Annotated in this window: 23 protein-coding genes and 1 pseudogene; 13 read left to right on the top strand and 11 right to left on the bottom strand. The window is 64.2% G+C overall.

Annotation, left to right across the window (positions count from 1 at the left end):
• From NCT32_RS07345 to NCT32_RS07315, 7 genes and pseudogenes are all read left to right on the top strand, one after another.
• Positions 1-132, top strand: a pseudogene (locus NCT32_RS07345) (phenylacetic acid degradation protein); the annotation flags it as partial.
• A gap of 151 nt (positions 133-283) precedes the next feature.
• Complete coding sequence (gene pcaF, locus NCT32_RS07340; RefSeq protein WP_061117288.1) at positions 284-1,486, top strand: 3-oxoadipyl-CoA thiolase; 1,203 nt, start codon at positions 284-286, stop codon at positions 1,484-1,486.
• 12 nt (positions 1,487-1,498) lie between these two features.
• Positions 1,499-3,013 (top strand): 3-hydroxyacyl-CoA dehydrogenase, encoded by a 1,515-nt coding sequence (locus NCT32_RS07335; protein ID WP_250490041.1) that lies wholly within the window; start codon positions 1,499-1,501, stop codon positions 3,011-3,013.
• A 48-nt stretch (positions 3,014-3,061) separates the two neighbouring features.
• Positions 3,062-4,387, top strand: a complete 1,326-nt coding sequence (gene paaK / locus NCT32_RS07330) for a phenylacetate--CoA ligase PaaK (RefSeq protein WP_250490040.1) — start codon at positions 3,062-3,064, stop codon at positions 4,385-4,387.
• Between the two features lie 242 nt (positions 4,388-4,629).
• Positions 4,630-7,818, top strand: coding sequence for an efflux RND transporter permease subunit (locus tag NCT32_RS07325; protein WP_061117291.1), 3,189 nt, complete (start codon positions 4,630-4,632; stop codon positions 7,816-7,818).
• A gap of 27 nt (positions 7,819-7,845) precedes the next feature.
• Positions 7,846-9,042: an efflux RND transporter periplasmic adaptor subunit gene (locus NCT32_RS07320; RefSeq protein WP_250490039.1), complete on the top strand. Its 1,197-nt coding sequence runs from the start codon at positions 7,846-7,848 to the stop codon at positions 9,040-9,042.
• Entirely contained in the window at positions 9,042-10,553 is a 1,512-nt protein-coding gene (locus NCT32_RS07315) for an efflux transporter outer membrane subunit (protein WP_250490038.1), read from the top strand. The genes NCT32_RS07320 and NCT32_RS07315 overlap by 1 nt, the downstream gene beginning before the upstream one ends.
• Positions 10,554-10,650: 97 nt before the next feature.
• Here NCT32_RS07315 and NCT32_RS07310 read toward each other — a convergent pair whose 3' ends face one another.
• Entirely contained in the window at positions 10,651-11,274 is a 624-nt protein-coding gene (locus NCT32_RS07310) for a hypothetical protein (protein ID WP_250490037.1), read from the bottom strand.
• 20 nt (positions 11,275-11,294) lie between these two features.
• Entirely contained in the window at positions 11,295-12,689 is a 1,395-nt protein-coding gene (locus NCT32_RS07305; protein WP_250490036.1) for a selenium-binding family protein, read from the bottom strand.
• A gap of 191 nt (positions 12,690-12,880) precedes the next feature.
• On the opposite strand from NCT32_RS07305, the gene NCT32_RS07300 reads away from it, so the two are divergent.
• The gene (locus NCT32_RS07300) at positions 12,881-13,036 is read left to right on the top strand and encodes a hypothetical protein (RefSeq protein ID WP_250476672.1); all 156 of its coding nucleotides are present in this window, start codon (positions 12,881-12,883) and stop codon (positions 13,034-13,036) included.
• Between the two features lie 80 nt (positions 13,037-13,116).
• Here the strand turns inward: NCT32_RS07300 and NCT32_RS07295 are convergent, their stop codons facing one another.
• On the bottom strand, positions 13,117-13,437 hold the full coding sequence (locus NCT32_RS07295) for a hypothetical protein (RefSeq protein WP_250476671.1): 321 nt from the start codon (positions 13,435-13,437) through the stop codon (positions 13,117-13,119).
• Positions 13,438-13,526: 89 nt separating this feature from the next.
• A complete protein-coding gene (locus tag NCT32_RS07290) occupies positions 13,527-13,997 on the bottom strand; it encodes an Lrp/AsnC family transcriptional regulator (RefSeq protein ID WP_250490035.1) in 471 nt (156 codons plus the stop codon).
• Between the two features lie 112 nt (positions 13,998-14,109).
• On the opposite strand from NCT32_RS07290, the gene NCT32_RS07285 reads away from it, so the two are divergent.
• Complete coding sequence (locus NCT32_RS07285) at positions 14,110-15,048, top strand: DMT family transporter (RefSeq protein ID WP_250490034.1); 939 nt, start codon at positions 14,110-14,112, stop codon at positions 15,046-15,048.
• Between the two features lie 53 nt (positions 15,049-15,101).
• Positions 15,102-16,013 (top strand): recombination-associated protein RdgC, encoded by a 912-nt coding sequence (locus NCT32_RS07280; RefSeq protein ID WP_061117300.1) that lies wholly within the window; start codon positions 15,102-15,104, stop codon positions 16,011-16,013.
• A gap of 18 nt (positions 16,014-16,031) precedes the next feature.
• On the opposite strand, the gene NCT32_RS07275 is transcribed toward NCT32_RS07280, so the two are convergent.
• The 5 genes from NCT32_RS07275 to NCT32_RS07255 form a co-directional block, all read right to left on the bottom strand.
• Positions 16,032-17,096: a GGDEF domain-containing protein gene (locus tag NCT32_RS07275; protein WP_250490045.1), complete on the bottom strand. Its 1,065-nt coding sequence runs from the start codon at positions 17,094-17,096 to the stop codon at positions 16,032-16,034.
• 40 nt (positions 17,097-17,136) lie between these two features.
• Entirely contained in the window at positions 17,137-17,916 is a 780-nt protein-coding gene (locus NCT32_RS07270) for a hypothetical protein (protein ID WP_250490033.1), read from the bottom strand.
• A 490-nt stretch (positions 17,917-18,406) separates the two neighbouring features.
• Positions 18,407-19,306: a DMT family transporter gene (locus NCT32_RS07265; protein WP_250490032.1), complete on the bottom strand. Its 900-nt coding sequence runs from the start codon at positions 19,304-19,306 to the stop codon at positions 18,407-18,409.
• Positions 19,307-19,373: 67 nt separating this feature from the next.
• Positions 19,374-20,285, bottom strand: coding sequence for a YihY/virulence factor BrkB family protein (locus NCT32_RS07260; RefSeq protein ID WP_061117301.1), 912 nt, complete (start codon positions 20,283-20,285; stop codon positions 19,374-19,376).
• A gap of 82 nt (positions 20,286-20,367) precedes the next feature.
• Complete coding sequence (locus NCT32_RS07255) at positions 20,368-20,538, bottom strand: hypothetical protein (protein ID WP_250490031.1); 171 nt, start codon at positions 20,536-20,538, stop codon at positions 20,368-20,370.
• Between the two features lie 164 nt (positions 20,539-20,702).
• On the opposite strand from NCT32_RS07255, the gene NCT32_RS07250 reads away from it, so the two are divergent.
• Positions 20,703-22,178 (top strand): NCS1 family nucleobase:cation symporter-1, encoded by a 1,476-nt coding sequence (locus tag NCT32_RS07250; protein WP_250476667.1) that lies wholly within the window; start codon positions 20,703-20,705, stop codon positions 22,176-22,178.
• Positions 22,179-22,185: 7 nt separating this feature from the next.
• Here NCT32_RS07250 and NCT32_RS07245 read toward each other — a convergent pair whose 3' ends face one another.
• Together NCT32_RS07245 and NCT32_RS07240 are read right to left on the bottom strand one after the other, a co-directional pair.
• Positions 22,186-22,509: a hypothetical protein gene (locus NCT32_RS07245; protein WP_061117303.1), complete on the bottom strand. Its 324-nt coding sequence runs from the start codon at positions 22,507-22,509 to the stop codon at positions 22,186-22,188.
• Between the two features lie 201 nt (positions 22,510-22,710).
• The gene (locus tag NCT32_RS07240) at positions 22,711-23,154 is read right to left on the bottom strand and encodes a diacylglycerol kinase (RefSeq protein WP_250490030.1); all 444 of its coding nucleotides are present in this window, start codon (positions 23,152-23,154) and stop codon (positions 22,711-22,713) included.
• Between the two features lie 186 nt (positions 23,155-23,340).
• Between NCT32_RS07240 and NCT32_RS07235 the strand changes: the two genes are divergently transcribed.
• Together NCT32_RS07235 and tehA are read left to right on the top strand one after the other, a co-directional pair.
• Positions 23,341-23,610, top strand: a complete 270-nt coding sequence (locus NCT32_RS07235) for a hypothetical protein (RefSeq protein ID WP_250476665.1) — start codon at positions 23,341-23,343, stop codon at positions 23,608-23,610.
• A gap of 129 nt (positions 23,611-23,739) precedes the next feature.
• Positions 23,740-24,789 carry a dicarboxylate transporter/tellurite-resistance protein TehA gene (tehA, locus tag NCT32_RS07230; RefSeq protein ID WP_250490029.1) on the top strand — a complete coding sequence of 350 codons (1,050 nt, stop codon included), beginning with the start codon at positions 23,740-23,742 and terminating at the stop codon, positions 24,787-24,789.
• Positions 24,790-24,815: the final 26 nt, after the last annotated feature.

The raw sequence follows: 24,815 nt of genomic DNA, 5'->3' as shown, positions 1-24,815 counted from the left end.
GTGCTCGAAGGCGAAGTGAAGATGGAAAAGAACTACACGCTCGAACAACATGAAATCGATGACGGCTTCGTGCTGACTTGCCAATGTCATCCGGTGAGCGAGCGGGTGGTCGTGAGTTTCGACGAGCGCTGAACGTCGTTCTTGCTGCAGCGAAAGACGCGCATCGCAACGATGCGCGTGAAGCCGAAGATTTCCAATCAATCAATTCAAGCGCGAAGTCGTTAGCAATGCAACCATTGCACGGCTTCGTTGCGATCGATCATCCTCCACATCGAGACTTGTCATGACCGAAGCCTTCATCTGCGATGCTATTCGTACGCCCATCGGCCGCTATGGTGGTGTTTTCAAGGACGTCCGCGCCGACGACCTCGGCGCCGTGCCCATCACCGCGCTCATGAAGCGCAATGCATCGGTGGACTGGACGCAGGTTGACGATGTGATCTACGGCTGCGCGAACCAGGCAGGCGAGGACAACCGCAACGTCGCGCGCATGTCGGGCCTGCTGGCGGGCTTGCCCATCGACGTACCCGGCTCGACAATCAACCGCTTGTGCGGTTCGGGCATGGATGCGGTCGGCAGCGCGGCGCGCGCCATCAAGGCGGGCGATGGCTCGCTCTATCTCGCAGGCGGCGTCGAGAGCATGACGCGTGCGCCTTTCGTGATGGGCAAGGCGTCGAGCGCGTTCTCGCGGTCGGCCGATATCTTCGATACCACCATAGGCTGGCGTTTCATCAATCGCGCAATGCGCGAGCGCTATGGCGTCGATTCGATGCCCGAGACCGCGGAAAACGTCGCCGTCGATTTCGGCATCACGCGCGATGCGCAGGACCGCTTCGCACTGCGCAGCCAGCAACGCGCCGCGCGCGCACAGGCCGATGGCACGCTCGCGCAGGAGATCGTTGCAGTGAACGTGCCGCAAAAGAAGGGCGAAACGATCGCGATCGATCGCGACGAGCATCCGCGCGAAACCACGCTCGAAACGCTCGCCAAACTGAAGGGCGTCGTGCGCCCTGACGGCAGCGTGACGGCGGGCAATGCATCGGGCGTAAATGATGGTGCGTGTGCGCTCATCATTGCGAACGAGGAGGCGGCCCGGCGCCACGGACTTACGCCGCGCGCACGCATCATCGGCATGGCGACGGCGGGCGTCGAGCCACGCATCATGGGCATCGGTCCCGCGCCCGCGACGAAGAAGCTCCTCGCGCGCACAGGGCTCGCGCTGGAACAGTTCGACGTCATCGAACTCAATGAAGCCTTCGCATCGCAAGGCATCGCGGTGCTGCGTCAACTGCGTCTCGCCGAAGACGATCCACGCGTGAATCCCAACGGCGGCGCCATTGCGCTCGGCCATCCGCTCGGTGCATCCGGCGCGCGTCTCGTCACGACCGCGCTGTACGAGCTGGAACGCCGCAACGGCCGCTATGCGCTGTGCACGATGTGCATCGGCGTGGGCCAGGGCATCGCCATCGCGATCGAGCGCGTCTGAGGGCTGCGAAACATGACACAGGCCATTCAGTCATCGGCGGTCGTCGGCGTGATCGGCGCGGGGGCGATGGGCGCGGGCATCGCACAAGTCGCGGCACTCGCGGGACACACCGTGCTGCTTTACGATCTCGACGGGAAAGCGCTCGACAAGGCGCGCTCGAGCATCGCGGCCAACGTGCAGCGCCTGATCGACAAGAAGAGGCTCGATCAGGCCACGGGACACAAGGCCATCGACCGCGTGCATAGCGTGACGAACCTCGCGGACATGCGCAGGGCATCGCTCGTGATCGAAGCCGTCGCCGAGAGGCTCGATGTCAAGCGTGCATTGTTCAGCGAATTAGAAAGCATCGTCACGCCCGAGTGCATACTCGCGACCAACACGTCGTCGATTTCGATCACGGCGATCGCTGCGCCCCTGAAGCATCCGTCGCGTGTGGTCGGCATGCACTTCTTCAACCCCGCGCCGCTGATGGCGCTCGTCGAAGTCGTGCGTGGACTCGCAACATCGCATGACGTTGCGCAAACGGTCTACGCGACGTCGGCCGCATGGGGCAAGAGGCCGGTTCATGCAAGGTCGACGCCGGGTTTCATCGTCAATCGCGTGGCGCGGCCCTTCTATGCCGAAGGTCTGCGCGTGCTCAACGAACAGGGCGCGGACGCAGCTTCCATCGATGCCGTCATGCGCGATTCGGGCGGCTTCAGAATGGGCCCGTTCGAACTGATGGACCTGATCGGTCACGATGTGAACTTCGCCGTGACGCTATCGGTGTTCAACGCGTACTTCAACGATCCGCGCTTCACGCCTTCGCTGATTCAGCAGGAACTGGTGAATGCGGGCTTTCTGGGTCGAAAGACGGAACGCGGCTTCTATGACTATGGCGCCAACGCCGCGAAGCCTGCTGCGCGCATCGAGACGCATACGCGCACGCCTTCGAAGATCGTGCCCGGTGAAAGCGCCCCGTTGTATGAGCGACTGCAAGCGCGCCTCGCCGAAGCGAGCGCGAGCCGTAACGATATGCCCGGCCTCGTCGCGCAAATCGACGATGCTTATCTCTTTCTGACCGATGGACGCACCGCCACCGAACGCGCGCACGCGCTCGGCATCGACAACATCGTGCTGATCGATCTCGCGCTCGATTACGCGACCGCGCAAAGCGTCGCGATCACGCGAGCGCGTCAATGCGCCGACGATGCCTACGCTGCCGCAGCCGGCGCACTGACGAAGGCTGGCTATGCCGTGGTGCCATTGAAAGATATCGCCGGCATGGCCGTGATGGGCACCGTTGCGATGCTCGTCAACGAAGCGGCGGAGGCGGTGAATCAGGGCGTCTGCACGAGCGCGGATCTCGATCTCGCGATGGAGAAGGGCGTGAACTATCCGCTCGGGCCGCTTGCGTGGGGCGAGCGCATCGGCATCGCGCGCATTCACGATGTGTTGCTCCATCTCGCGGCGCATTACGGCGAAGACCGCTATCGCGCATCGCCACTCATCGCTGGCTTGCGCTATTCGGACGAACGCTTCCACTAAAGCGAATTCGCGTCATTCACTCATCGATCATTCATGCAGGAGACAACCATGGTCCAAACCATTGCACAGCAGAGCGAACTGGAACCGATCGAACGCGCGAGCCGTGACGAGCTTCAGGCGCTGCAACTCGAACGCCTGAAGTGGACGTTGCGACACGCCTATGAGAACGTGCCGCACTATCGTCGCGCATTCGACGCGGCAGGCGTGCATCCCGACGACTTGCGCGAGCTGTCCGATCTCGCACGGTTTCCGACCACGACGAAAACCGATTTACGTGACAACTATCCCTTCGGACTCTTTGCGGTGCCGCGGGATCAGGTCGTGCGTGTGCATGCATCGAGCGGCACGACAGGCAAGCCGACCGTGGTCGGCTACACGGCGAAGGATATCGACACATGGGCGAACGTCACCGCGCGTTCGATTCGCGCCGCGGGCGGGCGCAAGGGCGATACGCTGCATAACGCCTTCGGTTATGGCCTTTTCACAGGCGGCCTCGGGATTCACTACGGCGCGGAACGTCTGGGCTGCATGGTCGTGCCGATGTCGGGCGGCCAGACCGAGAAGCAGGTGCAACTGATCCGCGACTTCGAGCCGAAGATCATACTCGTCACGCCTTCGTACATGTTGAATCTGCTCGACGAGATGGCGCGACAGGGCATGGACCCGGCCAACACGTCGCTCAAGATCGGCATCTTCGGCGCGGAGCCGTGGAGCCAGGGCTTACGCAGCGAGATCGAAACGCGCGCGGGCATTCAGGCGCTCGATATCTACGGGCTTTCGGAAATCATGGGTCCGGGCGTCGCATGCGAATGCATCGAAACGAAGGACGGCCCGACCATCTGGGAAGATCATTTCTATCCCGAGATCATCGATCCGGTGACGGGAGAGGTGCTTCCCGAAGGCGCCACGGGCGAGCTCGTTTTCACGTCGCTCACGAAGGAAGCGATGCCGATGATCCGCTACCGCACGCGCGATCTCACGTCTTTGCTGCCGCCGAGCGCGCGTTCGATGCGCCGCCTCGCGAAGATCACGGGCCGCTCGGACGATATGCTCATCATTCGCGGCGTGAATGTGTTCCCGAGCCAGATTGAAGAATTGATTCTCGCGATTCCGCGTTTGAGCGGTCAGTATCAATTGTGCGTATCGCGCGAGGGCCACATGGATTCGCTGTCGGTTTCGGTCGAAGCGCGCGCCGAAGTCTGCGCGACGTTGAACGAGAGCGAACGTGCCGGTCTGTCGCGCGAGTTGCAAAGCCGCGTGAAGACGATGGTCGGCGTATCGACGCAAGTGCGCGTGCTCGATTCCGGCGCACTGCCGACGACTGCAACGGGCAAGGCGAAACGCGTGCTCGATCTACGTTCCGCAACCGTCTGAACCCTGTTTATTCAGCGCCTCGCGTTCCGCGAGGCGCCATTCGATTCCCACCAATTGGAAGCACTTGTTCCATTTCCGGTGCGGCTCCGCATTCTTCTGCAGAAATCTTTCCGCATAAACCCTCGCAACCGTTTGCGCGAATTGTTTTGTAAGCTTCTGTTGTGTCATCGTAGCGGGTGCATTCGCGCAGTCGTCGAACAGTATTCGAATAACGAACACCAAACGGGGCAGGCAGAATTTAGATGTGGATCGTCAGACTCGCGCTCAAGCGCCCGTACACGTTCATCGTCCTGTCGCTGCTCTTGCTGATCATCGGTCCGCTTGTCATCCTGCGCACACCGACCGATATCTTCCCCAACATCGATATTCCGGTAGTCAGCGTCATCTGGTCGTACACGGGCCTGCCGCCCGATCAGATGGAGCGCCGCATCACGCTGAATTACGAACGCGGCTTGTCGGTGGCGGTCAACGACATCGAGCACATCGAGTCGGAATCGCTGCCGGGCATCGCGGTCATTCGCATCTACTTTCAGCCGAACGCGAATGTCGATGAAGCGATCGCGGAAATCACCGCGCTTTCGCAGACGCAATTGCGCTCGCTGCCGCCCGGCATCACGCCGCCCAACATCTTGCGCTTCAATGCATCGACGGTGCCGATTCTGCGGCTCGCGTTGTCCTCGGCTGAACTCACCGAGCAGCAGCTCTACGACTTCGGCAACAGCTTCCTGAAGACGCAACTCGCGACCGTGCAGGGCGCGTCGGTGCCGCTGCCTTATGGCGGCAAGCAGCGGCAGATCATGGTCGATATCGACTCGCGCAAGCTGCAGGCGAAGAACCTCGCGCCCACCGATGTCGTCAATGCGATCAGCGCGCAGAACCTCATTCTTCCCACGGGCACGACGAAGATCGGCTCGACGGAGTACTCGGTCGGCCTGAACGCGAGCCCGGGCTCGATCGAAGGGCTCAACGACATCCCGATCCGCACGGGTCCGGGCGGCACGATCTATATCAAGGACGTCGCCCATGTGCGCGACGGTTTTCAGCCGCAGACCAATATCGTGCGCGTGAACGGCACGCGCGCGTCCTTACTCACGATCAACAAGAGCGGCAATGCATCGACGCTCGATATCGTCGCGCGCGTGAAGAACCTGTTGCCGACCTTGCGCGGCATGGTGCCCGACTCGCTCAAGATCGAGCCGGTCGCGGATCAATCGCTCTTCGTGCGCGCATCGGTGTCGGGCGTGTTGCGTGAAGCGGTGATCGCGGCGGGCCTGACCGCGCTGATGGTCCTGCTCTTCCTGGGAAGCTGGCGCGCGACGCTCATCATCGCGATCTCCATACCGCTCTCGATGCTGACGTCCATCGTCGCGCTTTCCGCGATCGGGCAGACCATCAACATCATGACGCTGGGCGGCCTCGCGCTGGCGGTCGGCATTCTCGTCGACGATGCGACAGTTGCAATCGAAAATATCAGCCAGAACCTGGAGCAGGGCAAGGAACTGGAGCAGGCGATCCTCGACGGCGCCCAACAGATCGCGGTGCCGACGCTCGTATCCACGCTCTCGATCTGCATCGTGTTCATTCCAATGTTCCTGCTGACCGGCGTCGCGCATTACCTCTTCGTGCCGATGGCCGAGGCCGTCGTGTTCGCGATGCTCGCGTCGTACTTCTTCTCGCGCACGCTCGTTCCGACGCTCGCGAAATACCTGTTGCGTCATCACGAGCACATGGGCGGCGATGTCGAGTCGATGAAGGGATCGCGCAATCCGTTCGTGCGCATCCATCTCGCGTTCGAGCGTCACTTCGAATCCGTGCGCAATCGATATCGACGTTTTCTCGAAGCGCGGCTTTTGCATCCGGGACGCTTTGCATCGCTGTTCCTGCTGTGCTGCCTGCTTTCGCTCGGGCTTGCACCGTTCCTCGGACGCGACTTCTTTCCGTCGATCGATTCAGGCGTGATTGCGCTGCATTTGCGCGCGAAGACCGGCACGCGCATCGAGGAAACGGCGGCACTCACCGACCGCGTCGATGCGCGCATCAGGCAACTCATTCCACGCGGCGAGATTCGCTCGATCATCGACAACATGGGCTTGCCGGTGTCGGGCATCAATCTCTCGTACAGCAACACGGGTACGGTCAGTTCCGCCGATGCCGACGTGCTCATCAGCCTGAACGAAGATCACGCGCCGACCGAAGGCTATATCCATGAGTTGCGCAAGCGCCTGCCGCAGGAGTTTCCCGGCGTGACGTTCTCGTTTCTGCCCGCGGATATCGTGAGTCAGATTCTCAACTTCGGCGTGCCCGCGCCGATCGACATCGCCATTACCGGACGCGATGCGCAGGCCAATCGCGCACTCGCGAACCGCTTGCTGGAAAAGATCCGCCGCGTGCCGGGGCTCGTCGATGCGCGCATCCAGCAGCCGTCCGATCTGCCATCGATCAATGTCGAAGTGGATCGCACCAAAGCGCTGCAAGCGGGTTTCACGCAGCGCGACGTCGCGAACAACCTGCTCATCACGCTCTCCGGCAGCCAGCAGACGACGCCCACGTTCTGGCTCAATCCGGTGAACGGCGTGAGCTACAACGTCATCACGACGGCGCCGCAATACGACATGAACTCGCTGCAATCGGTGGCCAACATTCCGGTCACGTCCGCGAGCGGCAAGACCAATATTCTCGGCGCACTCGCAACGCTATCGCGCGGCGCGCGCGATGCGGTCGTGTATCACTACAACGCGCAGACCACCATCAATCTCTATGCGACGACCGAGCGGCGCGATCTCGGCGCGGTATCCGACGACGTGCAGCGCATCATCGACGAAGCGCGCGGCGAGTTGCCCAAAGGCTCGTCGATCGACATGCGCGGCCAGGTCGAGACGATGAACGGATCGTTCTCCGGGCTCGCGTTCGGCCTCATTCTCGCGGTCGTGCTCGTGTATCTCTTGATCGTCGTGAACTTCCAGTCGTGGCTCGATCCGTTCATCATCATCACCGCATTGCCGGGCGCGCTCGCGGGCATCGTGTGGATGCTGTTCCTCACGCATACGACGCTGTCGATTCCCGCGTTGACGGGCGCGATCATGTGTATCGGCATCGCGACGGCGAACAGCATTCTCGTGGTGAGCTTCGCGCGCGCGGCGCTCGCCGAGCACGGCGATGCGGTGCGCTGCGCGCTCGAAGCAGGCTACTCGCGCTTCAGGCCGGTGCTGATGACGGCACTCGCAATGATGATCGGCATGGTGCCGATGGCGATCGGTCTCGGCGAAGGCGGCGAGCAGAATGCGCCGCTCGGGCGCGCGGTGATCGGCGGGCTGATGGTCGGCACGGTCGCGACATTGTTCTTCGTGCCGGTCGTGTTCTCGATGATCTACCGGCGCATGGAAGCACGCGGCAAGGGACCAGGCGCCACGGCCAGAGAAGCGGCGCAATAAAACAATCGATCAGTGGGTGGAGCAAGAATGGAAGAGCAGGGGTCGCAACGATCGGGCACCACGCGGCGAGGGCGTTTATGGCTCGTGATCGCGCTCGTGGTGGTCGTCGGGCTCGTCGCGCAAGGCATACTCTCGCGGCGCGCGGCGCATGCGGAACTCGAGCGCGATGCGAACGAGCATGGCGTGCAGACGGTGGAAGTCATCAAGCCGGCGCGCATGAAGGCGTCGCAGGATCTCGTGCTGGCCGGCGATATCCGCGCGTTCTCCGATGCGCCGATCTTCGCGCGCACGAATGGTTATCTGAAGCGCTGGACCGTCGATATCGGCACGAAGGTGAAGAAGGGGCAGTTGCTCGCGGAGATCGATGCGCCCGAGATCAACGATCAGCTTCGCCAGGCCCGCGCCGATGCGCAAACGGCGCGCGCGAACTATCTGCTTGCAAAGACGACCGCGCAACGCTGGGCGGAGATGCTGAAGAACAATTCGGTGTCGCGTCAGGAAACCGATGAAAAGAACGGCGACATGCTCGCGAAGGAAGCCGCGCTGAATGCGGCGCAGGCGAACGTGTCGCGGCTCGAACAGCTCGTGTCATTCCAGAAGATCTATGCGCCGTTCGATGGCGTCGTCACGGCGCGCAATACGGATGTCGGGCAGTTGATCGATGCGGGCAGCGGCAGTGCGGGCCGCGAGCTCTTTCACATTCAGGATGCGTCGACGTTGCGCGTGTTCGTCGATGTGCCGCAGGCGTATGCGCGCATGATTTCGGTCGGTTTGCCCGCGGAGTTGCTGCTCAACGAGGAGCGCAACCGCAAGTTCGACGGCGTCACGGTGCGCACGGCGGGCGCGGTCGATCCCGTCGCGCGCACGATGCGTGTCGAAGTCGATGTAAAGAATCCGACGGGCGACTTGCTCGCAGGTGCATATGCGCAGGTGCGCTTTCGTCTGACGAGCGCGAATCCTTCCTTCACGCTGCCGGGCAATGCGCTGCTGTTTCGTCCCGATGGCGTGCATGCCGCGAGCGTCGATGCGAACAATCGCGTGAAGCTCCTGCCTATCATGCTCGGCACGGACTACGGCACGCGCGTGTCCATCGTTTCCGGGTTGAATGGCGACGAGCGTGTGATCGTGAATCCGCCCGATTCGATCATCGACGGCGCGGCGGTGCGTATCGGACGCGAGGGCGCGCGCGGCGGGGCGGCGAAGCAGGAAGGAAACGAATCGTGATGATGCGCGCATCGGTCCGAATCGTTGCAGGGCTAACTATCGCCGCATCGGCGGGCTGTGCAGTCGGCCCGGATTACGTTCGGCCCGACGTGCCGGTGCCCGCGGCCTATAAATCGCAGACGCCGTCCGATGTGCCGCCTGCTGCGTCCGCCGCGGCATCGCAAGACTGGAAGCCCGCGCATCCCGCCGATGCGAAGCCGCGCGCGCCCTGGTGGGAGGCGTATGGCGACCCGCAACTGAACGCGCTCGAAGAACGCGTCGCGACTGCGAACCAGACCGTTGCCGCTGCCGCTGCGCGTTATCGCGGGGCGCGTGCCGCGGCCGCGCAGGCGCGTTCGGCTTACTTCCCGACGATCACCGCGAATGCTGCATTCAATCAGTCGCGCGTGTCGTCGAACGTGCTGTACAAATCGAGCGCGGGCATCACCGTGCCCGACTATCTGGTCGATGCGCAAATCTCCTGGGAGCCGGATCTGTGGGGGCGCATCTCGCGTGCCGTCGAGGGGGGGCGCGCGGCAGCGCAGGCGAGCGCGGCCGACCTGCAAAGCGCGATTCTGTCGATGCAGGCCGAACTCGCGACCAACTACTTCGATCTGCGCGGCACCGTTGAGGAAGAGCGACTGCTGGACGCCACGCTGCAAGCCTATGAGAAAGCGCTCGCACTCACGCGCGATCGCTTCGCGGGCGGCGTCGCGGCGGAATCGGACGTGGCCCAGGCGGAAGAGCAGTTGCGCGCGACGCAGGCGCAACGGATCGATCTCGAGACCACGCGCACGAGCCTCGTCAACGCGATCGCGATCCTTGTCGGCGAAAATCCGTCGAATTTCGCGCTCGATGTCGCGCCGCTCAACGAAGCGCATTCGCCGCATCCGTCCGCGGCGCTTGCCGTGTTGCCGCTCAGCGTGCCGTCCGCGCTGCTCGAGCGGCGTCCGGACATCGCAGCGGCGGAACGGCGCGTCGCCGAGGCGAATGCGCGCGTCGGCGTGGCGACGGCCGCGTTCTTCCCGAACCTGCTGCTCGCCGCGACGGGCGGTCTCGAAGCGACGCGTTTTACGTCGTGGCTCGAAGCGCCGAGCCGCTTCTGGTCGCTCGGGCCGCAACTCGCGTTCACTGTGCTCGATTTCGGCGGACGCGCGGCGGCTCAAGATGCGGCGCGCGCCGCCTACGACGAGAACGTCGCGGATTATCGCCAAACGGTGCTGACCGCGTTCGGACAAGTGGAAGACAACCTGAACGCGCTGGAAGTGCTGCGCCGCGAAAGCGAAGCGCAGCGCGATGCCGTCGATGCCGCCCAGCGCGCGCTCGGCAAGGTGAGCAACCGCTACGAGAACGGCGCGATCACGTATCTGAGCGTCGTGGTGACGCAGGCCATCGTGCTGTCGGATCAGCGCACGGCGGTGCGCATCGAACGGCGGCGCATGGCGGCGAGCGTTGCGCTCGTGAAGGCGCTGGGCGGTGGATGGACCACGGTCGAACTGCCTGGCGCCGACGCAGTGTCGCAGCGGGATTGAATTCCGCACGATGCATGCAAAATGCCACCGTGCATCACGCATGCAAAGTGCGTTTTTTCCGGCGCGCCGGGAGACACGCCGGGAACGCGCATCGAGGCTAGACGAGCAGAAACACGCCGCATGCGATCAGCGCCGCGCTCCAGAGCCAATCGACGTTGATCCAGCCGCTGCGCAGAAAGCCTAGGCCGCCGCGTTCCTGAAGGGACATCGCGAACATGGAGATCGCGGCGATCACGGCGAGCATCGCAGCGGTGTGGACGGCGAGCGCCAGCGCGGTGGCTTCGAACGCGGTGTTCGCAAGCCGGCCGGTGCATAGCGGCAACAGCGCCGGCACGAGCATCAGCCCCGCGCCGTGCGCGCTCGACATCACGAAGGACCACAGCGCGAGGCCCGCCAGCCCGGTGCGCATGCCGACGGTCGGCCGTCCGCGGTGCCCGCGCCACGCACTCCACACGCCCCAGCCGATCAGAAGCGCCCCGGATGCGCGCGCGAGCACGTCATGGCCGATCACCATGCCGAGCGTGAGCGCGCTCGCGAGCACGAGCGCGACCGATGCCGCGTGACCCAGCGCGATCGGCACGAGCGATACCAGTGCGACACGGCGGCTCTGCGCATACAGGCCGAGCGCGACCGCGAAGAGCCATCCCATCGCCGGATTGAGGCCGTGAAACGCGCCGAGGCCCGCGGCTGTCAAGAGGAGCGCGGGCGACGCGGCGTCCATGCGAAGCGGCTCGCGGCGTCTCAGGGATAGCAGTACGAATCCGACGAACAATCGCCGCCCTGCAGCCGGATCTGATGCGGCCGATGCCCCTTTGGCCAGTCGATGAAGAACTTGTCGTCGACGGCGAGGCCGCCGTTCGGATCGGCGTCGAGTTTCACCATCCAGCCGTCTATGCCTTCTGGATAAAACTGCGCATCCACCGCGCCGTAGAGCGAGTTGGTGAAGTAGACGCGGCGGCCGTCGCGGCTCACCTCGACCATCTGCGGTCCGCCGTTCAGCGCGCCAGGCGCGGCGCCGGGAGGCGGCGCGCGCCCCACCACGCCGCCGATGCGCACCTTGCCCGTCAGCTTCGGCGCGAACGGATCGGAGACGTCGTATTGCAGCATGTCGCCCGTGCCCCAGCAGGACACGTAGAGAAAGCGATCGTCCATGGACAGATCGATGTCCGAGACGAGCGGCGGGACCGCGCCGAAGCCTTTGAGCAGCGGCGGCAGCGCATCGGCATCGGCGGGCTCGGCGGGAATGTCGATGATCTTCTTCACCGCCCATTTGTCGCCGTCGCGATACCACGTCCAGATCGACGACGACAGATCCTTCAGGCTGATCACGCAATTGACGAAGCCGTATGGCTTGGTCGGATCGTGCGCGGGGCGCAGTTCGAACACGAGCTGATACTCGTCGCCGAAGTCGATTTCCTGAATGTGCCTGCGCTTCGTGAAGTCCCAGAAATGCAGCTTGCGGCCGTACTTCGCGCCGAGCAGCAAGTCCGGCACGAGGCCGTTCTCGAAGGTATCGGGCGTGCCCCATTCGCTCGTGACCATCGTGTCGTAGCCGAGATGCCACCATCCGTCATACGCGAGCTGCTGCGGGCCGCGATCGACTTCCCAGCGGCCGAGCGGATCGAAGCTCTGCTGATCGAGCATCAGCACGCCGCCAGGCGCCTTGCCTTCGGCGTTGCCGAGCGCGGTGATATAGATCCCGCCCGGCCCGCAGTGCACCGTGTGCGGACGCGTATAGCCGGTTTTTTCCGCGAGCTCTGCGGGCTCGATCGTTTTGACGATGACGGGCTTCTTCGGATCGGGCTTCGTGTCGAGGATATGAATGCGCGACGACCGCAGCCCCGGCACGACGAGATAGCGCCGCTCCATGTGCGGATGCGGCGCGTTCGGGCACAGGCATGACGAGCAGGCGTTCCAGCCGAAGTGATGCAGCTCGTCGCCGGTATCGGGCATCGAGATTTCGCCGACGATTTTCGTGTAGTCCGGCGAATCCGGATCGACATCGACGACGGCGATCCTGTCGGGCGTCTGGCTTTCGGGATCGAACGTCGCGACGTAGGCCAGCGTTTCACGCGGCGCTTTCGCCGCGAGCCGCGGGGAAGGGTAGAAGCTCGGATCCGGTTTCCATGTCGCCATGCTGCGTCTCCCAGTTGTGTCGTCGTCGATTCGCTTGCAAAAGCACTATAGGACACGCGGACGCGACACGCTTGCGATGCCCTCGCGGCGCAACGATGCTTTTGTGCTTAGCTTTCGCATGACGCATGAATCGGCGGCGGAAACAAGGCCTAGAATACAGGCATCGCCCCTGGACCAAAAAGGAGGTAGCGATGGCCGAGCCGATGATCAGCCTGATGGCGGGAGTCATTCTGGTGCTATGCGTCGCGGTGGTTCTCGTGATGCATCACCGGCACCCGCATATCCATACCCCCAAAGCGCGCTGGCTGGATTCCCATCCGCCGCGTGACTGGCGGCACAGGCATTGAACGTGCAGCAGGACGTGAATTAAACGGATAGGGCGCCGGCATCGACCGGCGCTTTTTTTTCGCACGGCGCGCGAAGCGCGTCAGCGTCTTGGCCCTTTCATCGCCTCGGCTTCCATCGCGGCGTGCCATTCCTCGCTATTCTCGATCGGGTCCATGCCTTCGTCGATGAACGCGGACGCGCGTTCCGCCACCGAGCGCGTTTCGTCGTCGGTGTCGTCCTCGGTGACACTGTCCTCGTCGGCGGGCGGCTCCAGCATGTCCTGCAACATCGCCTCCAGTTCGGGCGTATCCCACGGTTCGCCGCGCTGCTTTTTCTTTTTGATGTAGTGCCGTACTTCGGCATCCTGCTCGGATGTCAGCGGAAGCCCGCGGAAGGTGCGGTTGGCGTCGAAGTCACTCATGTTCGTTCCTCTCGCGCAAAACCTGTGATGCGTCGGCAAGCGCCTCAAGTGTAACGCCGTTCGTCTGCGCACAAAAACGCGCGATTCAGTCAGCCGAGCGGCGGCAGGCGTCGTTCGATCGGCGTCGCTTTCACGATGGCCGTGCTCGTCGCGGCGCGCTCGGTCACTCGGGAAAGAATGTCGTCGAGATGCTCGATCGAGCGCAGAAAGAGGCGGCATACGAAGCAGTCGTCGCCCGTCACCTTGTCGCATTCGACGAACTCGGGAATGCGCCGGATCGCGTCCTCGACGAGATGCAACTGCCCGGGCAACGGCTGCACGCGCACGATCGCCTGCAGCGTGTAGCCGAGCGCGCGCGGATCGATATCGACGGTGAAGCCGCGAATCACGCCCTGCGTTTCGAGCCGGCGCATGCGCTCGGCAGTGCTCGGCGCCGAGAGGCCGACGCGTTTCGCAAGTTCGCTCACCGCGATGCGCCCGTCGCTCGCGAGCACGTTGATGAGTTCGCGATCGATGGCGTCGATGCCCGCGTGCGGCGCGCTGCTAAGGTTCTTTCCCATGATGGCCTTGGATTCGAAGGTCGAAAAATGCACTTGCCTAATTCTAGGCATGGTTTCAGCGCGAGCGCCCGGATAGACTTGAACCCATCGAAAATTGCATGGCGGGCACGAGATGAACACGGAAAGAATCAATGCGCGTTTTGCGGGCGCATCGAACGCGAATGAACTGCGTCGCGGCGCAATCGAGATGTCGCTCGCAATGTTGATGTCGGGCACGATCGGCTGGCTCGTCGTGTCGTCGGGGCAGACGCTGTGGAACGTCGTGTTCTTTCGCTGCGTGTTCGGCGCGGCGACGCTCGTCGCCGTGTGCGCGGCGTTCGGCTTTCTGAAAAAACGCTATTTTTCCTGGCGCATGATCGGGCTCGTCGCGCTCGGCAGCGTGGCGATCGTCGGCAACTGGCTGCTGCTGTTCGCCGCGTATTCGCGCGCGTCGATCTCGATGGCGACGACCGTCTACAACACGCAGCCATTCATGCTCGTGGCGCTGGGCGTGGTCGTGCTGCGCGAGCGCGTGTCGGCGTCGACGATCGCATGGCTCGGTGTCGCGTTCATCGGCCTTGTGATGGTGGTGCGCGTCGAGCCCGCCGTGCTGGCGATGCCGGGGCAATATTTCGAAGGCATCGCGTATGCGCTCGGCGCGGCGTTCCTGTACGCGATATCGTCGATCGTCACGAAGCGCCTGAAGGGCACGCCGCCGCATCTGATTGCGATGCTGCACGTGCTGTTCGGCATCGTCATGCTCGCGCCGTTCGCACGTTTCGACCAGACGCCCGCGTCGATTACCGGCTGGTCCGATCTCGTCGTGCTCGGCATCGTCAACACGGGACTCATGTACGTGCTGCTCTACGGCGCCATCCAGAAGCTGCCGACGGCGATGACGGGCGCGCTGTCGTTCATCTATCCGGTCGTGGCGATCGTCGTCGACTGGCTCGCGTTCGGGCAAAGGCTCGCGTGGCTGCAAGTGGCCGGGGCGGTGCTCATTCTGCTCGCGGCGGCGGGCGTGAATCTGCAGTGGCGGATCGTGCCGCAAAAACGGCGCGCGAACGATTGACGCGCACTCGTATAGAATGGCGCCCCTTTCCGACTACATCGAAATCCCGCGCCATGTGGTTCAAGAACCTCCAGCTTCACCGTCTCCCCGCACACTGGTCCGTCACGCCGCAACACATGCAGCAATGGCTCGCGCCGCTCGCGTTCAACGCGGCGTCGAGCATCGAGAACGAGCGGCGCGGCTGGGTCTCGCCGCGCGGCGACGATGAACTCGTCTACACGGCGAATCGTCAGACGCTCATCGTCTATCGCGCGGAGAAGAAGCTCCTGCCCGCATCGGTCGTCACGCAGTTCGTCAAGGAACGCGCGGCCGAAATCGAAGAGCAGCAGGGCTTCAAACCCGGCAGAAAGCAGTTGCGCGAACTGAAAGAGCAGGTCACCGACGAACTCCTGCCGCGCGCGTTCAGCATTCGCCGAGATACGCGCGTATGGATCGACCCGGTGAACGGCTGGCTTGCGATCGATTCGTCGTCGGCGACGGTGTGCGACGACATCATCGGCTTGCTCGTGAAGTCCGTCACCGATCTGCCGCTCGCCAGCGTGCGCACCGCGCGCTCCCCCGTTTCCGCGATGACCGACTGGCTGCTGTCGGGCGACGGTCCCGCGGGCTTCACGCTCGATCGCGACACCGAACTGCGCTCGACGGGCGAAGGCAACGCGACGGTCCGCTATGTCGGCCACGCGCTCGAAACCGAAGACATGCGCCGGCATATCGAAGCGGGCAAGCAATGCATGCGTCTCGCGATGACGTGGGATGACCGCGTTTCCTTCGTGCTGACGCCATCGCTCACGTTGAAACGCGTGAGCGCGCTCGACGTCATCAAGGAAGCCGCCGATCCCACCGCCGCGAACGACGACGAGCGCTTCGAATCCGACTTCATCCTGATGACGGGCGAACTCGCGCGCATGTTGTCGGCGCTGACCGAAGCACTGGGCGGCGAAGAGGATCTGCGCGCCGCCGCGTAGGGAAAAGAATCAGGCGAATCAGGCGGACGGCGACGGCGAGAACGCGTAGCCGTTCTTGCCATTGCGCTTCACGGTGTACATCGTGTCGTCGGCGGCGGCGACGAGCCGCCAGTAATCGTTGACGCGATCCGGGAAGCTCGCGATGCCGATGCTCGCGCGCACGAGCGACAGGCCCATCTGCGCATCGGTTTCGCCGACGCACGCGATGATTCTTTGCGCGATCACGGCCAGTTCACCATCGCTCGAAAACTCGCTCACGAGCAGCGCGAATTCGTCGCCGCCGATGCGCGCGACGAGATCGCCGCCGCGCACCGCATGGCGGAAACGGCGTGACACCGCGATCAGAAATTCATCGCCGATGCGGTGGCCATGCGTATCGTTGACGCGCTTGAAGCCATCGAGATCGATGTACAGCACCGCGATGCGCGTCGAGCCGCGCCCGCCGCTCGCGAGCGCGTTGGCCGCTTCCTCCAGCGCCGCGAAGAGCTTGCGGCGGTTGGGCAGGCCGGTCATCGGATCGTGCAGCGACGCCTGCTCGAACTCGTTGGAAATGCCGAGGAGTTGCCGGTTGCGTTTTGCATACATGCCGAGCGCGGTGATGAGCACGCCGAAGACGATCGCCGAGAGCGCGATCAACGTATGCGACACGCTCAGAATGCGTTCGCGCACGTCCGCGCTCGCGCGATCGCGAGCGGTGCGCCACCAGGCATAGGTGGAATCGAGCGCGGAACTCGCCTCGCCGAGCGCGGTGGCGGGCGAGAGGACGGCGGAGGGCAGGGACGGCGCCGACATGGGGCTTGCCGCCACCAGCGCGTGCAGCGCCGCGAGCCGTGCCGCCAGTTCGATGCGCGACTCGCGATAAGCCGCCTGACGCTGGGTGTCGCCGGCTGGGGCGTTCTGCAGCGACAGCGCGGCCGCGCGGGCGGTATCGGCGCGCTCGACCGCTTCGAGCACGAGCCCGACATACTCCTGTTGCAGTTGCGCGGAAAAGATCGCGCGGATCTGCATCGCGAGGAACAGCAGGCCGATCAGCAGGCACAGCAATGCGGCGCCGGCGAGCGGCGCGGGGCCGGGCATGCGCATGCGTTCGAGCGCGCGCCGCACGCGGCCCGCCAGCGTGTCCTCAGGGGCGTGAATACTCCTCTCGCTGACGGTTCGGGACATTGTGTCGATAGCTCACTCGGTTAAAAAACGCGCCCACGCGGGCGAAGAGACCGCCCTCGGGCTTCGCGTGCGCCTGGCGCTTGCGCGCCTGCGCGTAGGAGTCGTTGCCGGCGCGATTCGCGGCGGCGGCCCGCGCCGTCGCCGATGGCGCGCCGCGGCGTTGCACGGCGGCGCCCTGGACGGGCGCGGCGGTCGATCCGTCGACCTGCGGCGGTCGTGTCGCGGACTGCGCGTAGGCCGTCGTCGCGAGCGTCGTGTCGGAGCCGTCCGTGCCGGTGTCGGCGACGGTGGGTTCGTCGGCGGCGTCGGCGACCGGCGCATTGTCGGCAAGCGATGCGGTGTCGATGGGCGCGGGTCCATCGTTCGACGCATAGCGGACCGCGTTGCCGGGAGCCCCGGCCAGGGGCGTTTCCACGGCCCCCGCCGACTGCGTTTGCGCGGCGATGGCGGGCTGGTCGATGCCGAGCGTGCGGCGCGCGCTCGCCATCGCTTCGGCGTACACCCGCTGATCGTGGTTGAACCACATGCCGTACGCCACGGTGCCGAGCACGCCGATGCCAAGCGCGGTCGCCGATGCCATCCACAGCGCGAGTCGCCCGAAACGCAATGGCATGCGCATGGGGCCGGGTTCGTCGTCGTAATCGATTGCAGTCTCGGGCGAATTGGTGACAGTGGGATCATTCGCGGGACTTGCGTGCTCCGCGATGCTCTCCTCGGGTAGCTTTGCGTGCTGAGGCATGACAGCGCTCTCCAGAACGTATTCGTCAGACAGCGGACCAGCGCGGACGCACGGCGCGCTCGCCCGATATTCGCCCCGCGCGTCCCATCATCTGAACAATGAATGCGATGTGCCTGCGCGGAACGTCACAGCCGGATGCCGGTTCAGCCTGCACTGCCGGGCCATTTTTTGCCAAACAATGTAACTCGCGCCACATACCGCGACAATCCGGGGCGGCGATGAGGCGCGTGAACGAAGATGCGGATGATCGCGCGCAACACCCGGCGAAAAGGGCGCGAGCAGGGTCGGACGGACCGGTGCGCCGTGATTTCACCGCATCGCGCGAGACGATGGCGAAGCAGGTTCGGCCACTCTGCAGCATTCTTCATTCCAGCCCCGATTTGATGAGCGGCGCATACATCATTCTTCAGAGGAAGTTCCCGCACGTATGTGAGGTGGCGCACATACGCGCGTGGCGGGACTTTCGGTGTGGAGTGCGAGCCTCATGCCCTCATCGGCGTTTGGACGATACGACGAGCGCGATGCCGCCGAGTATCGCGACCGCGCTCGCGGCGAGGCGCGCGGTCAGCGGTTCGCCGAGCAACAGCACGCCGCCCGCCGCCGCGATTACGGGCACGCTCAGTTGCACCGTGGCGGCCGTCGCAGGCTTCAAGCCTTTCAACGCCGCGTACCAGATGACATAGCCGAGTGCCGAGGTCAGCGCACCTGATGCGACGGCGTAGGCGAAGCCCGCAACATCGAAGCGCGCATGCGCGAATGCGAGCGCGAGGGCCGACACGGCGAGGGCGAAGGGCAGCGCGCGCCGGAAATTGCCCGCCGTCTCGGCGACGGGGTCGGACCGGCCGCGTCCGCGCAGCGAGTAGACGCCCCAGCCGATGCCCGCGGCGATCATCAGCGCCGACGACAGCGGATCCGGCGCGGCGAGTCCCGGCAGTACGAGCCACACGAGGCCGGCGAGCGCGAGCAGCAGGCCAAGCCACTGCGTCGCGGCGAGACGCTCGCCGATCGCGATCCCGTAGCCGATCATCGTCGCCTGCACGGCGCCGAAGAGCAGCAGCGCGCCCGCGCCCGCCGCGAGCCGCACGTAGGCGTAGGAGAACGGTGCAGCATAGACGATGAGCGCGAGCGCCGACGTCCAGTTGCCGGCGCGTCGCGCATCGTCGCGAACATGGCCGCCGCGCACGAGCAGCATCATCCACAGCACGAGCGCCGCCGACGCGATGCGCACGAGCGTGAAGCTCGCAGCGTCGATTTGCGTGCCCTTGAGCGCGAGACGGCACAAGAGCGAGTTGCCGGCGAAGGCGAGCATCGCGATGACGGTGAGCACGGCCACGCGCGTGCCATGCGGCGAGGACGCGGCTGAGGCGGCCGTAGACGTGAGCTTGGACATCGGAAGTGTGCCGGACGGTGCCGCATCACTGTAGCGCGGGCGCGCCGTGAAGGCATGCTGCAGTGCTTCAGCCGGTGGTGAAAGGCTGCGGCGGCGCATTGCCTTCGATGCCGAAGCGCTCGAATTCGGAAATCACCTGCGCGCCGAAGAGCAGCAGGGTGGCGAGCGCCTCGAGGCTGAACAGCACGACGATCGACGTCGTGAGCGAGCCGTACACGACGCTCACTTGCGAGAGCGTCGCGAAGTACCACACGAGCACGTGGCGCGTGATTTCCCAGAGCACGGCCGCCGTCACGCTGCCGAGCAGCGCGAGCCTCAGCGACGGCCTTCCGACCGGCATCACGAGATAGATCGACGTGAGCACGAAAATCTCGCCGGCGACGCCGAGCAGATAGAGCAACACCCGCGACACGCCTTTGAGCGACACCTCGACGCCGAGCAGATCGACGCTATTGCTGCCCATCGCCTGCAAGCCGTTCGAGACGAGCGTGACGATCAGCATGCCGACGCCGAGAAACAGGATGTAGCAGTACGGCAGGAGCGCCGAGAGCAGAAAATGCCGCCGCCGGATCGCGACGCGATGCACGAAGATCACGGACATCGCGTTCTCCAGCACCGTGAAAGCGAGCGAGCTGAAGAAAATCATCGTGACGAGCAGAAGCCAGCCGAGCACCGCGCGATGGGCGAGAAAGTTGGCGAGCTCACGTACCACTGCGCGCGCCTGGCCGGGCACGAGCCATTCGAGCAGATGCGCGAGCGTGTCGAGCAATTGCTGCTGTCCGATGAATTTCGACAGCACGATCACGATCAGGATCAGCAGCGGAACGATGGACAGAAGCGCGTAGTACGCGACCGCGCCCGCGAGCAGCATGCCCTGATTGGCGCGAAAAGCCCGCAGCGTGCGCATCGCGAAGGCGAAAGGATGACGTGCGACGCTTTTCACCTGCGGGCCCAGCACGGGGCCCAGAATCTTCGACATGGAACCTCCGCGGCGCGATGCTGCCCATCTTGTCCGGACGAGCAAGTATCGCTCCCGTTTGCGCTCGCGCGCACGGAAGATGTCAGCCCGGGCGACGCGCCTCGCTGCGTGCGGCCGCCTGCTGCGCGGCTTCTTCGAACGCAAGATCGAGCAGGGTGTCCACGTCCCCCGCGGGGAGCTCGGTGGCGTCGACGTTGCGCAGTCGGCAGAAAAGCGCGAGCGCCTCGGCTGCGGCGGCGAAAGCGTCGTTCATGTCGCGGGAATTAAGGCGTCGTTTTCTCATGGTTCACATAACGGCAGCCGCACGGCCGGACTTTAATATGCCGCGACGCAGCGCACTGCCGCATGCACCTTCATCTTTTGGATGGATTAATCTAGGTACATAACACGCGCCCGTCGAAGGCACAGGAGGACATCATGGCCGCATCCCACGCAACCTCCGCCGCCGACGCTCTCGGCGCCGACGCCGAAATCGTCAACGCCGACGAACGCCTCTACAACCACGATCTCGCGCCCGTACCGCGCGCGAAGCGAACCTGGACCGGCTACAGCATCTTCGCGATGTGGATGTCCGACGTGCACAGCGTCGGCGGTTATACCTTCGCCGCGAGCCTCTTTCTGCTCGGCATCTCCGGCTGGCAGGTGCTGCTCGCGCTCACCATCGGCATTCTCATCGTGTATGTGCTGATGAACTGGGTGGGCAAGCCAAGCCTCAGGCACGGCATTCCGTTTCCCGTGATGGCGCGCGTCTCGATGGGCGTGATGGGCGCCAATCTCGCCGCGCTGATCCGCGGCGTGGTCGGCATCGTGTGGTACGGGGTGCAGACGTATTTCGCGTCGAAGGCGGTCGCGACGCTGCTGCTTCTGTTCGTGCCGTCGGTCGCCGCGTGGCGCGATACGAGCTTTCTGCGCCTCGACATGCTCGGCTGGGTGAGCTTTCTTTTCATGTGGCTGCTGCAGCTCATCATCTTTCAGCGCGGCATGGAGATCATCCGCAAGTTCATCGATTTCTGCGGGCCGGCGGTGTATGTCGTGATGTTCGTGCTGATGGGCTGGATCCTGTACCGCGCGGGCCTCGGCAGCCTCAATCTCACGCTTTCGGGCAAGGTGCTGTCCGGCGACGAGCAACTGCACGCGATGGTCAACGCGACCCTGCTCGTCGTGAGCTACTTCGCCGCGTTGCTGCTGAACTTCGGCGACTTCTCGCGCTTTGCGAAGAGCGAGCGGCAGATGAAGATCGGCAATTTTCTCGGCTTGCCGTTCAATTTCGTTGCGTTTGCAATCATCACGGTGATCGTCACGGCGGGCAGCGAAAAGGTGTTCGGCACGATGATCATGGACCCGGTCGAGATCGTCTCGCGCATCGAGAACAAGGTGTGGGTCGCGATCGGCAGCATCACCTTCATCATCGCGACGATGGGCATCAATATCGTCGCTAACTTCGTCTCGCCCGCCTATGACATCGCCAATCTGTTCCCGAAGCATGTGGACTTCAAGAAGGGCGGCCTGATCGCGTCGATACTCGCGGTGATCGTGTGCCCGTGGATCTTCGTCGACAGCCCGAAGGCGATCACGATCTTCGTGTCCGTGTTCGGCGCCGTGCTCGCGCCGATGTACGGCGTGATGATGGCCGACTACTATCTCGTGAAGCGCCAGCAGGTCAAGACCGCCGATCTCTACACGATGCAGCCCGGCGGACGCTTCTACTACGATGGCGGCTGGAACAAGGTCGGGCTCGCGGCGCTCCTCTTGTCGGGCGCGATCTCGGTCGGTTGGGAGCTGTCGACCCAAATGCTCAAGCTCCTGCCGCCGAACAATCTCGGCTGGCTGATCGGCGCGGCCGCGGGCGCGCTGCTCTACGTCGTGCTGATGCGCATGGCGAATCGACAATAGAACGACTTCATTTGATCCACTTGCGCACGTCCTGCTCCCATTCGGGCTGGCCGCAGTTCGGCGGATTCTCCGGGCCGAGCACGGTGATGTAGCCCTTGTCCTTCATGCACGCCTCGTAGGCGCGCACCTGCACGCAGCGGCCTGCGCCGGCTTTCTTCGCGGCGGCCTTGCACGCGGACATCGAATTGTCCATGCCGCTGAAATCGGCATCGGCGTTGGCATCGTTCCATGAGGGCGGGTTCGCGCTCGCCGAGAACTCGACGGGCGTGCTGCACGCGGCGAGCGCCAGTGCGGCAGCGGGAAGAAAACACGAGCGGAAAAGTCCATTCATCTGCTTGAACTCCTTTTTCTTAAGCTCTTGTTGAAGGCCCACGATCCGCCGCCTATTATTCCCCGCTGTCGTGACGCGCGTCGCGTTTTTTATTCCGCCCGGAGCCTTCGATGAAACCCATGCCGCTCGCTCGCGTCGCTTGCGCGGCATATCGATGCATTCGTATCGAAGTGATTCGCCGCGCGCAAACGGCCTCGTTGCTTATGGATGCGCGTGCAGCCAGTGCCACGCGAGCGGGCCGCAGATCACGCCCCAGGTCATCGCGGCGATCAGGAGCGCGATCGTGACGGCGGCGCTGCCGCAATCCTTCGCCCGTCCGGAGAGTTCGTGACGTTCGAGCGAGATGCGATCGATCGCCGCTTCGATACTCGAGTTGAGCAGTTCGACAAGTAACACGAGCAGCACCGATCCTGCGAGCAGCACACGTTCCGCGGCGCTCACGTCGACGAGCGCGGCGATCGGCAGCAGCACGATCGCGAGGCACACTTCCTGGCGAAACGCGCTTTCCTCACGCCATGTGGCGGCCATGCCCGCCCATGAATGACGCAGCGCGAAGAGGGCGCGCAAGGGGCCGCGCCGCTTGACGTGCGCACCTTGCGTGGGCGTCGATGAAGAACGTGAAGTGGAATCAGTCGGCCGGTTCATGACGGGAATGTTATCGCGTTGGTCGGAGTGTATCGCACGTGCCGATACGAAAACGTTTGCCGATCCGAAGCGCACGTAGCGGCGATGAATGGGCTTGTCAGGGGATTCGCCGGACCTTCATACTGTCGCGCAATCGCGAGGCGAAAGCACTCACGCCGATAACTAAAAGAGAGCCGGGGAATCATCATGAAGTCACGCTTCACCGCTGTTCATCTACGTCCTGTCGAGCTTGCCGATCCGCATCTCGCGCATCTGTACATGGAGTGCGTCGATGCGCAAGCGCGCCTCTCCGGTGCGAGCAAGCTCGCGGCGGCAGCCGTGTTCGAGGCGCGCGAAAAGTCGCTCGATGTCTTGTGGTCACGTCTCGATGCGCTCGACCCGAGGCTATGCCGCGAACTGAAGCACGCGGTGCAGGACTGGCATGACATCGCGGTGAAGCTGCGCGGCGGCGAATGATTTGAGACGCGCGAGCAGCGCAACGAGACGCTGCGACATTCGCGCGGAAGGCCGCCGCCCTTAACCTTTCTCCAACGACACGACGCGCGCGCTCCTTCGCTTTCGTCGGAAAATTTACGGAGAAGGGCAATGGACAGCAACAATGGTACGAACAATCATGCACCGATGCCGGTCGCGTTCTTCGGCATCGCCGTCGGTTCGCTCGCGCTCGCGGGCGCATGGCGCGCGGCCGCCCGCGTATGGACGATTCCCGAGGCGGTGCCCGCGCTGCTGACGGCGAGTGCGCTCGTCGTCTGGCTCGCGTATCTCGTCGCCTACGGGCGCAAGTGGCTCGTGCAACGCGACGCGGCCGTCGCCGAGCTGCGTCATCCGGTGCAGTCTTCGTTCGCGGCCCTCGTGCCGGTATCGACGATGCTCGCCGCGCAAGCCGTGCAGGCGTATTCGCGCGATTTCGCCATCGCGCTCTTCGTGATTGGCGCGGTGAGCTCGCTTGCGCTCGGCGCGTATCTGCAAGGACGGTTCTGGCAAGGCGGCCGCAAGCCCGAGCCGATCACGCCCGCGATCTATCTGCCGACTGTCGCGCCGAGCTTCGTCGCGGGAACGGCAGCGGCCGGTCTCGGCTTCACGCAACTCGGCATGTTGTTCTTCGGCGCGGGTGTGTTCTCGTGGCTCGCGATCGAATCCATCGTGCTGCATCGCGCCGCCGTGCATGAGCCACTGCCCGAAGCGCTGCGCCCGAGCCTCGGCATTCAGCTTGCGCCGCCGGTCGTCGGAGGCGTGTCGTATCTCGCGATGACGCATGGCGTACCGGATATGTTCGCCTACATGCTGCTCGGCTACGGTCTTTATCAGGCGCTGATGCTGACGCGTCTCGTCCCGTGGATTCGTCAAACCGCATTCACGCCTTCGTACTGGGCCTTCAGCTTCGGCGCGGCCGCATTGCCGACGATGGCGATCCGGATGCTCGAACGCGGCGCGACGGGGCCGATGGTGTGGATCGCGCCGGTGGCGTTCGTCGTGGCGAACGTCGTGATCGGTCTCATGATCGCGGGGACGCTGCGGGCGATTGCACGAGGCACCCTGTTGCCGGTCTCAACGCCTGCTGCGCCCGCGAATGTGACACCGCTCAAGGACAACGTGCGCTCCATCGAAAGCCGTGCCGTAGCAGGCTCACGTTGAGCGCTGATGCAATCGATTAGCGATGC

Origin of the sequence: Caballeronia sp. INML2 (assembly GCF_023631365.1) — a bacterium.
In the GTDB taxonomy this organism is placed as follows: domain Bacteria; phylum Pseudomonadota; class Gammaproteobacteria; order Burkholderiales; family Burkholderiaceae; genus Caballeronia; species Caballeronia turbans.
Note: the sequence above shows the minus strand (reverse complement) of the source record. Positions and strands in the feature narration are given on the sequence as shown.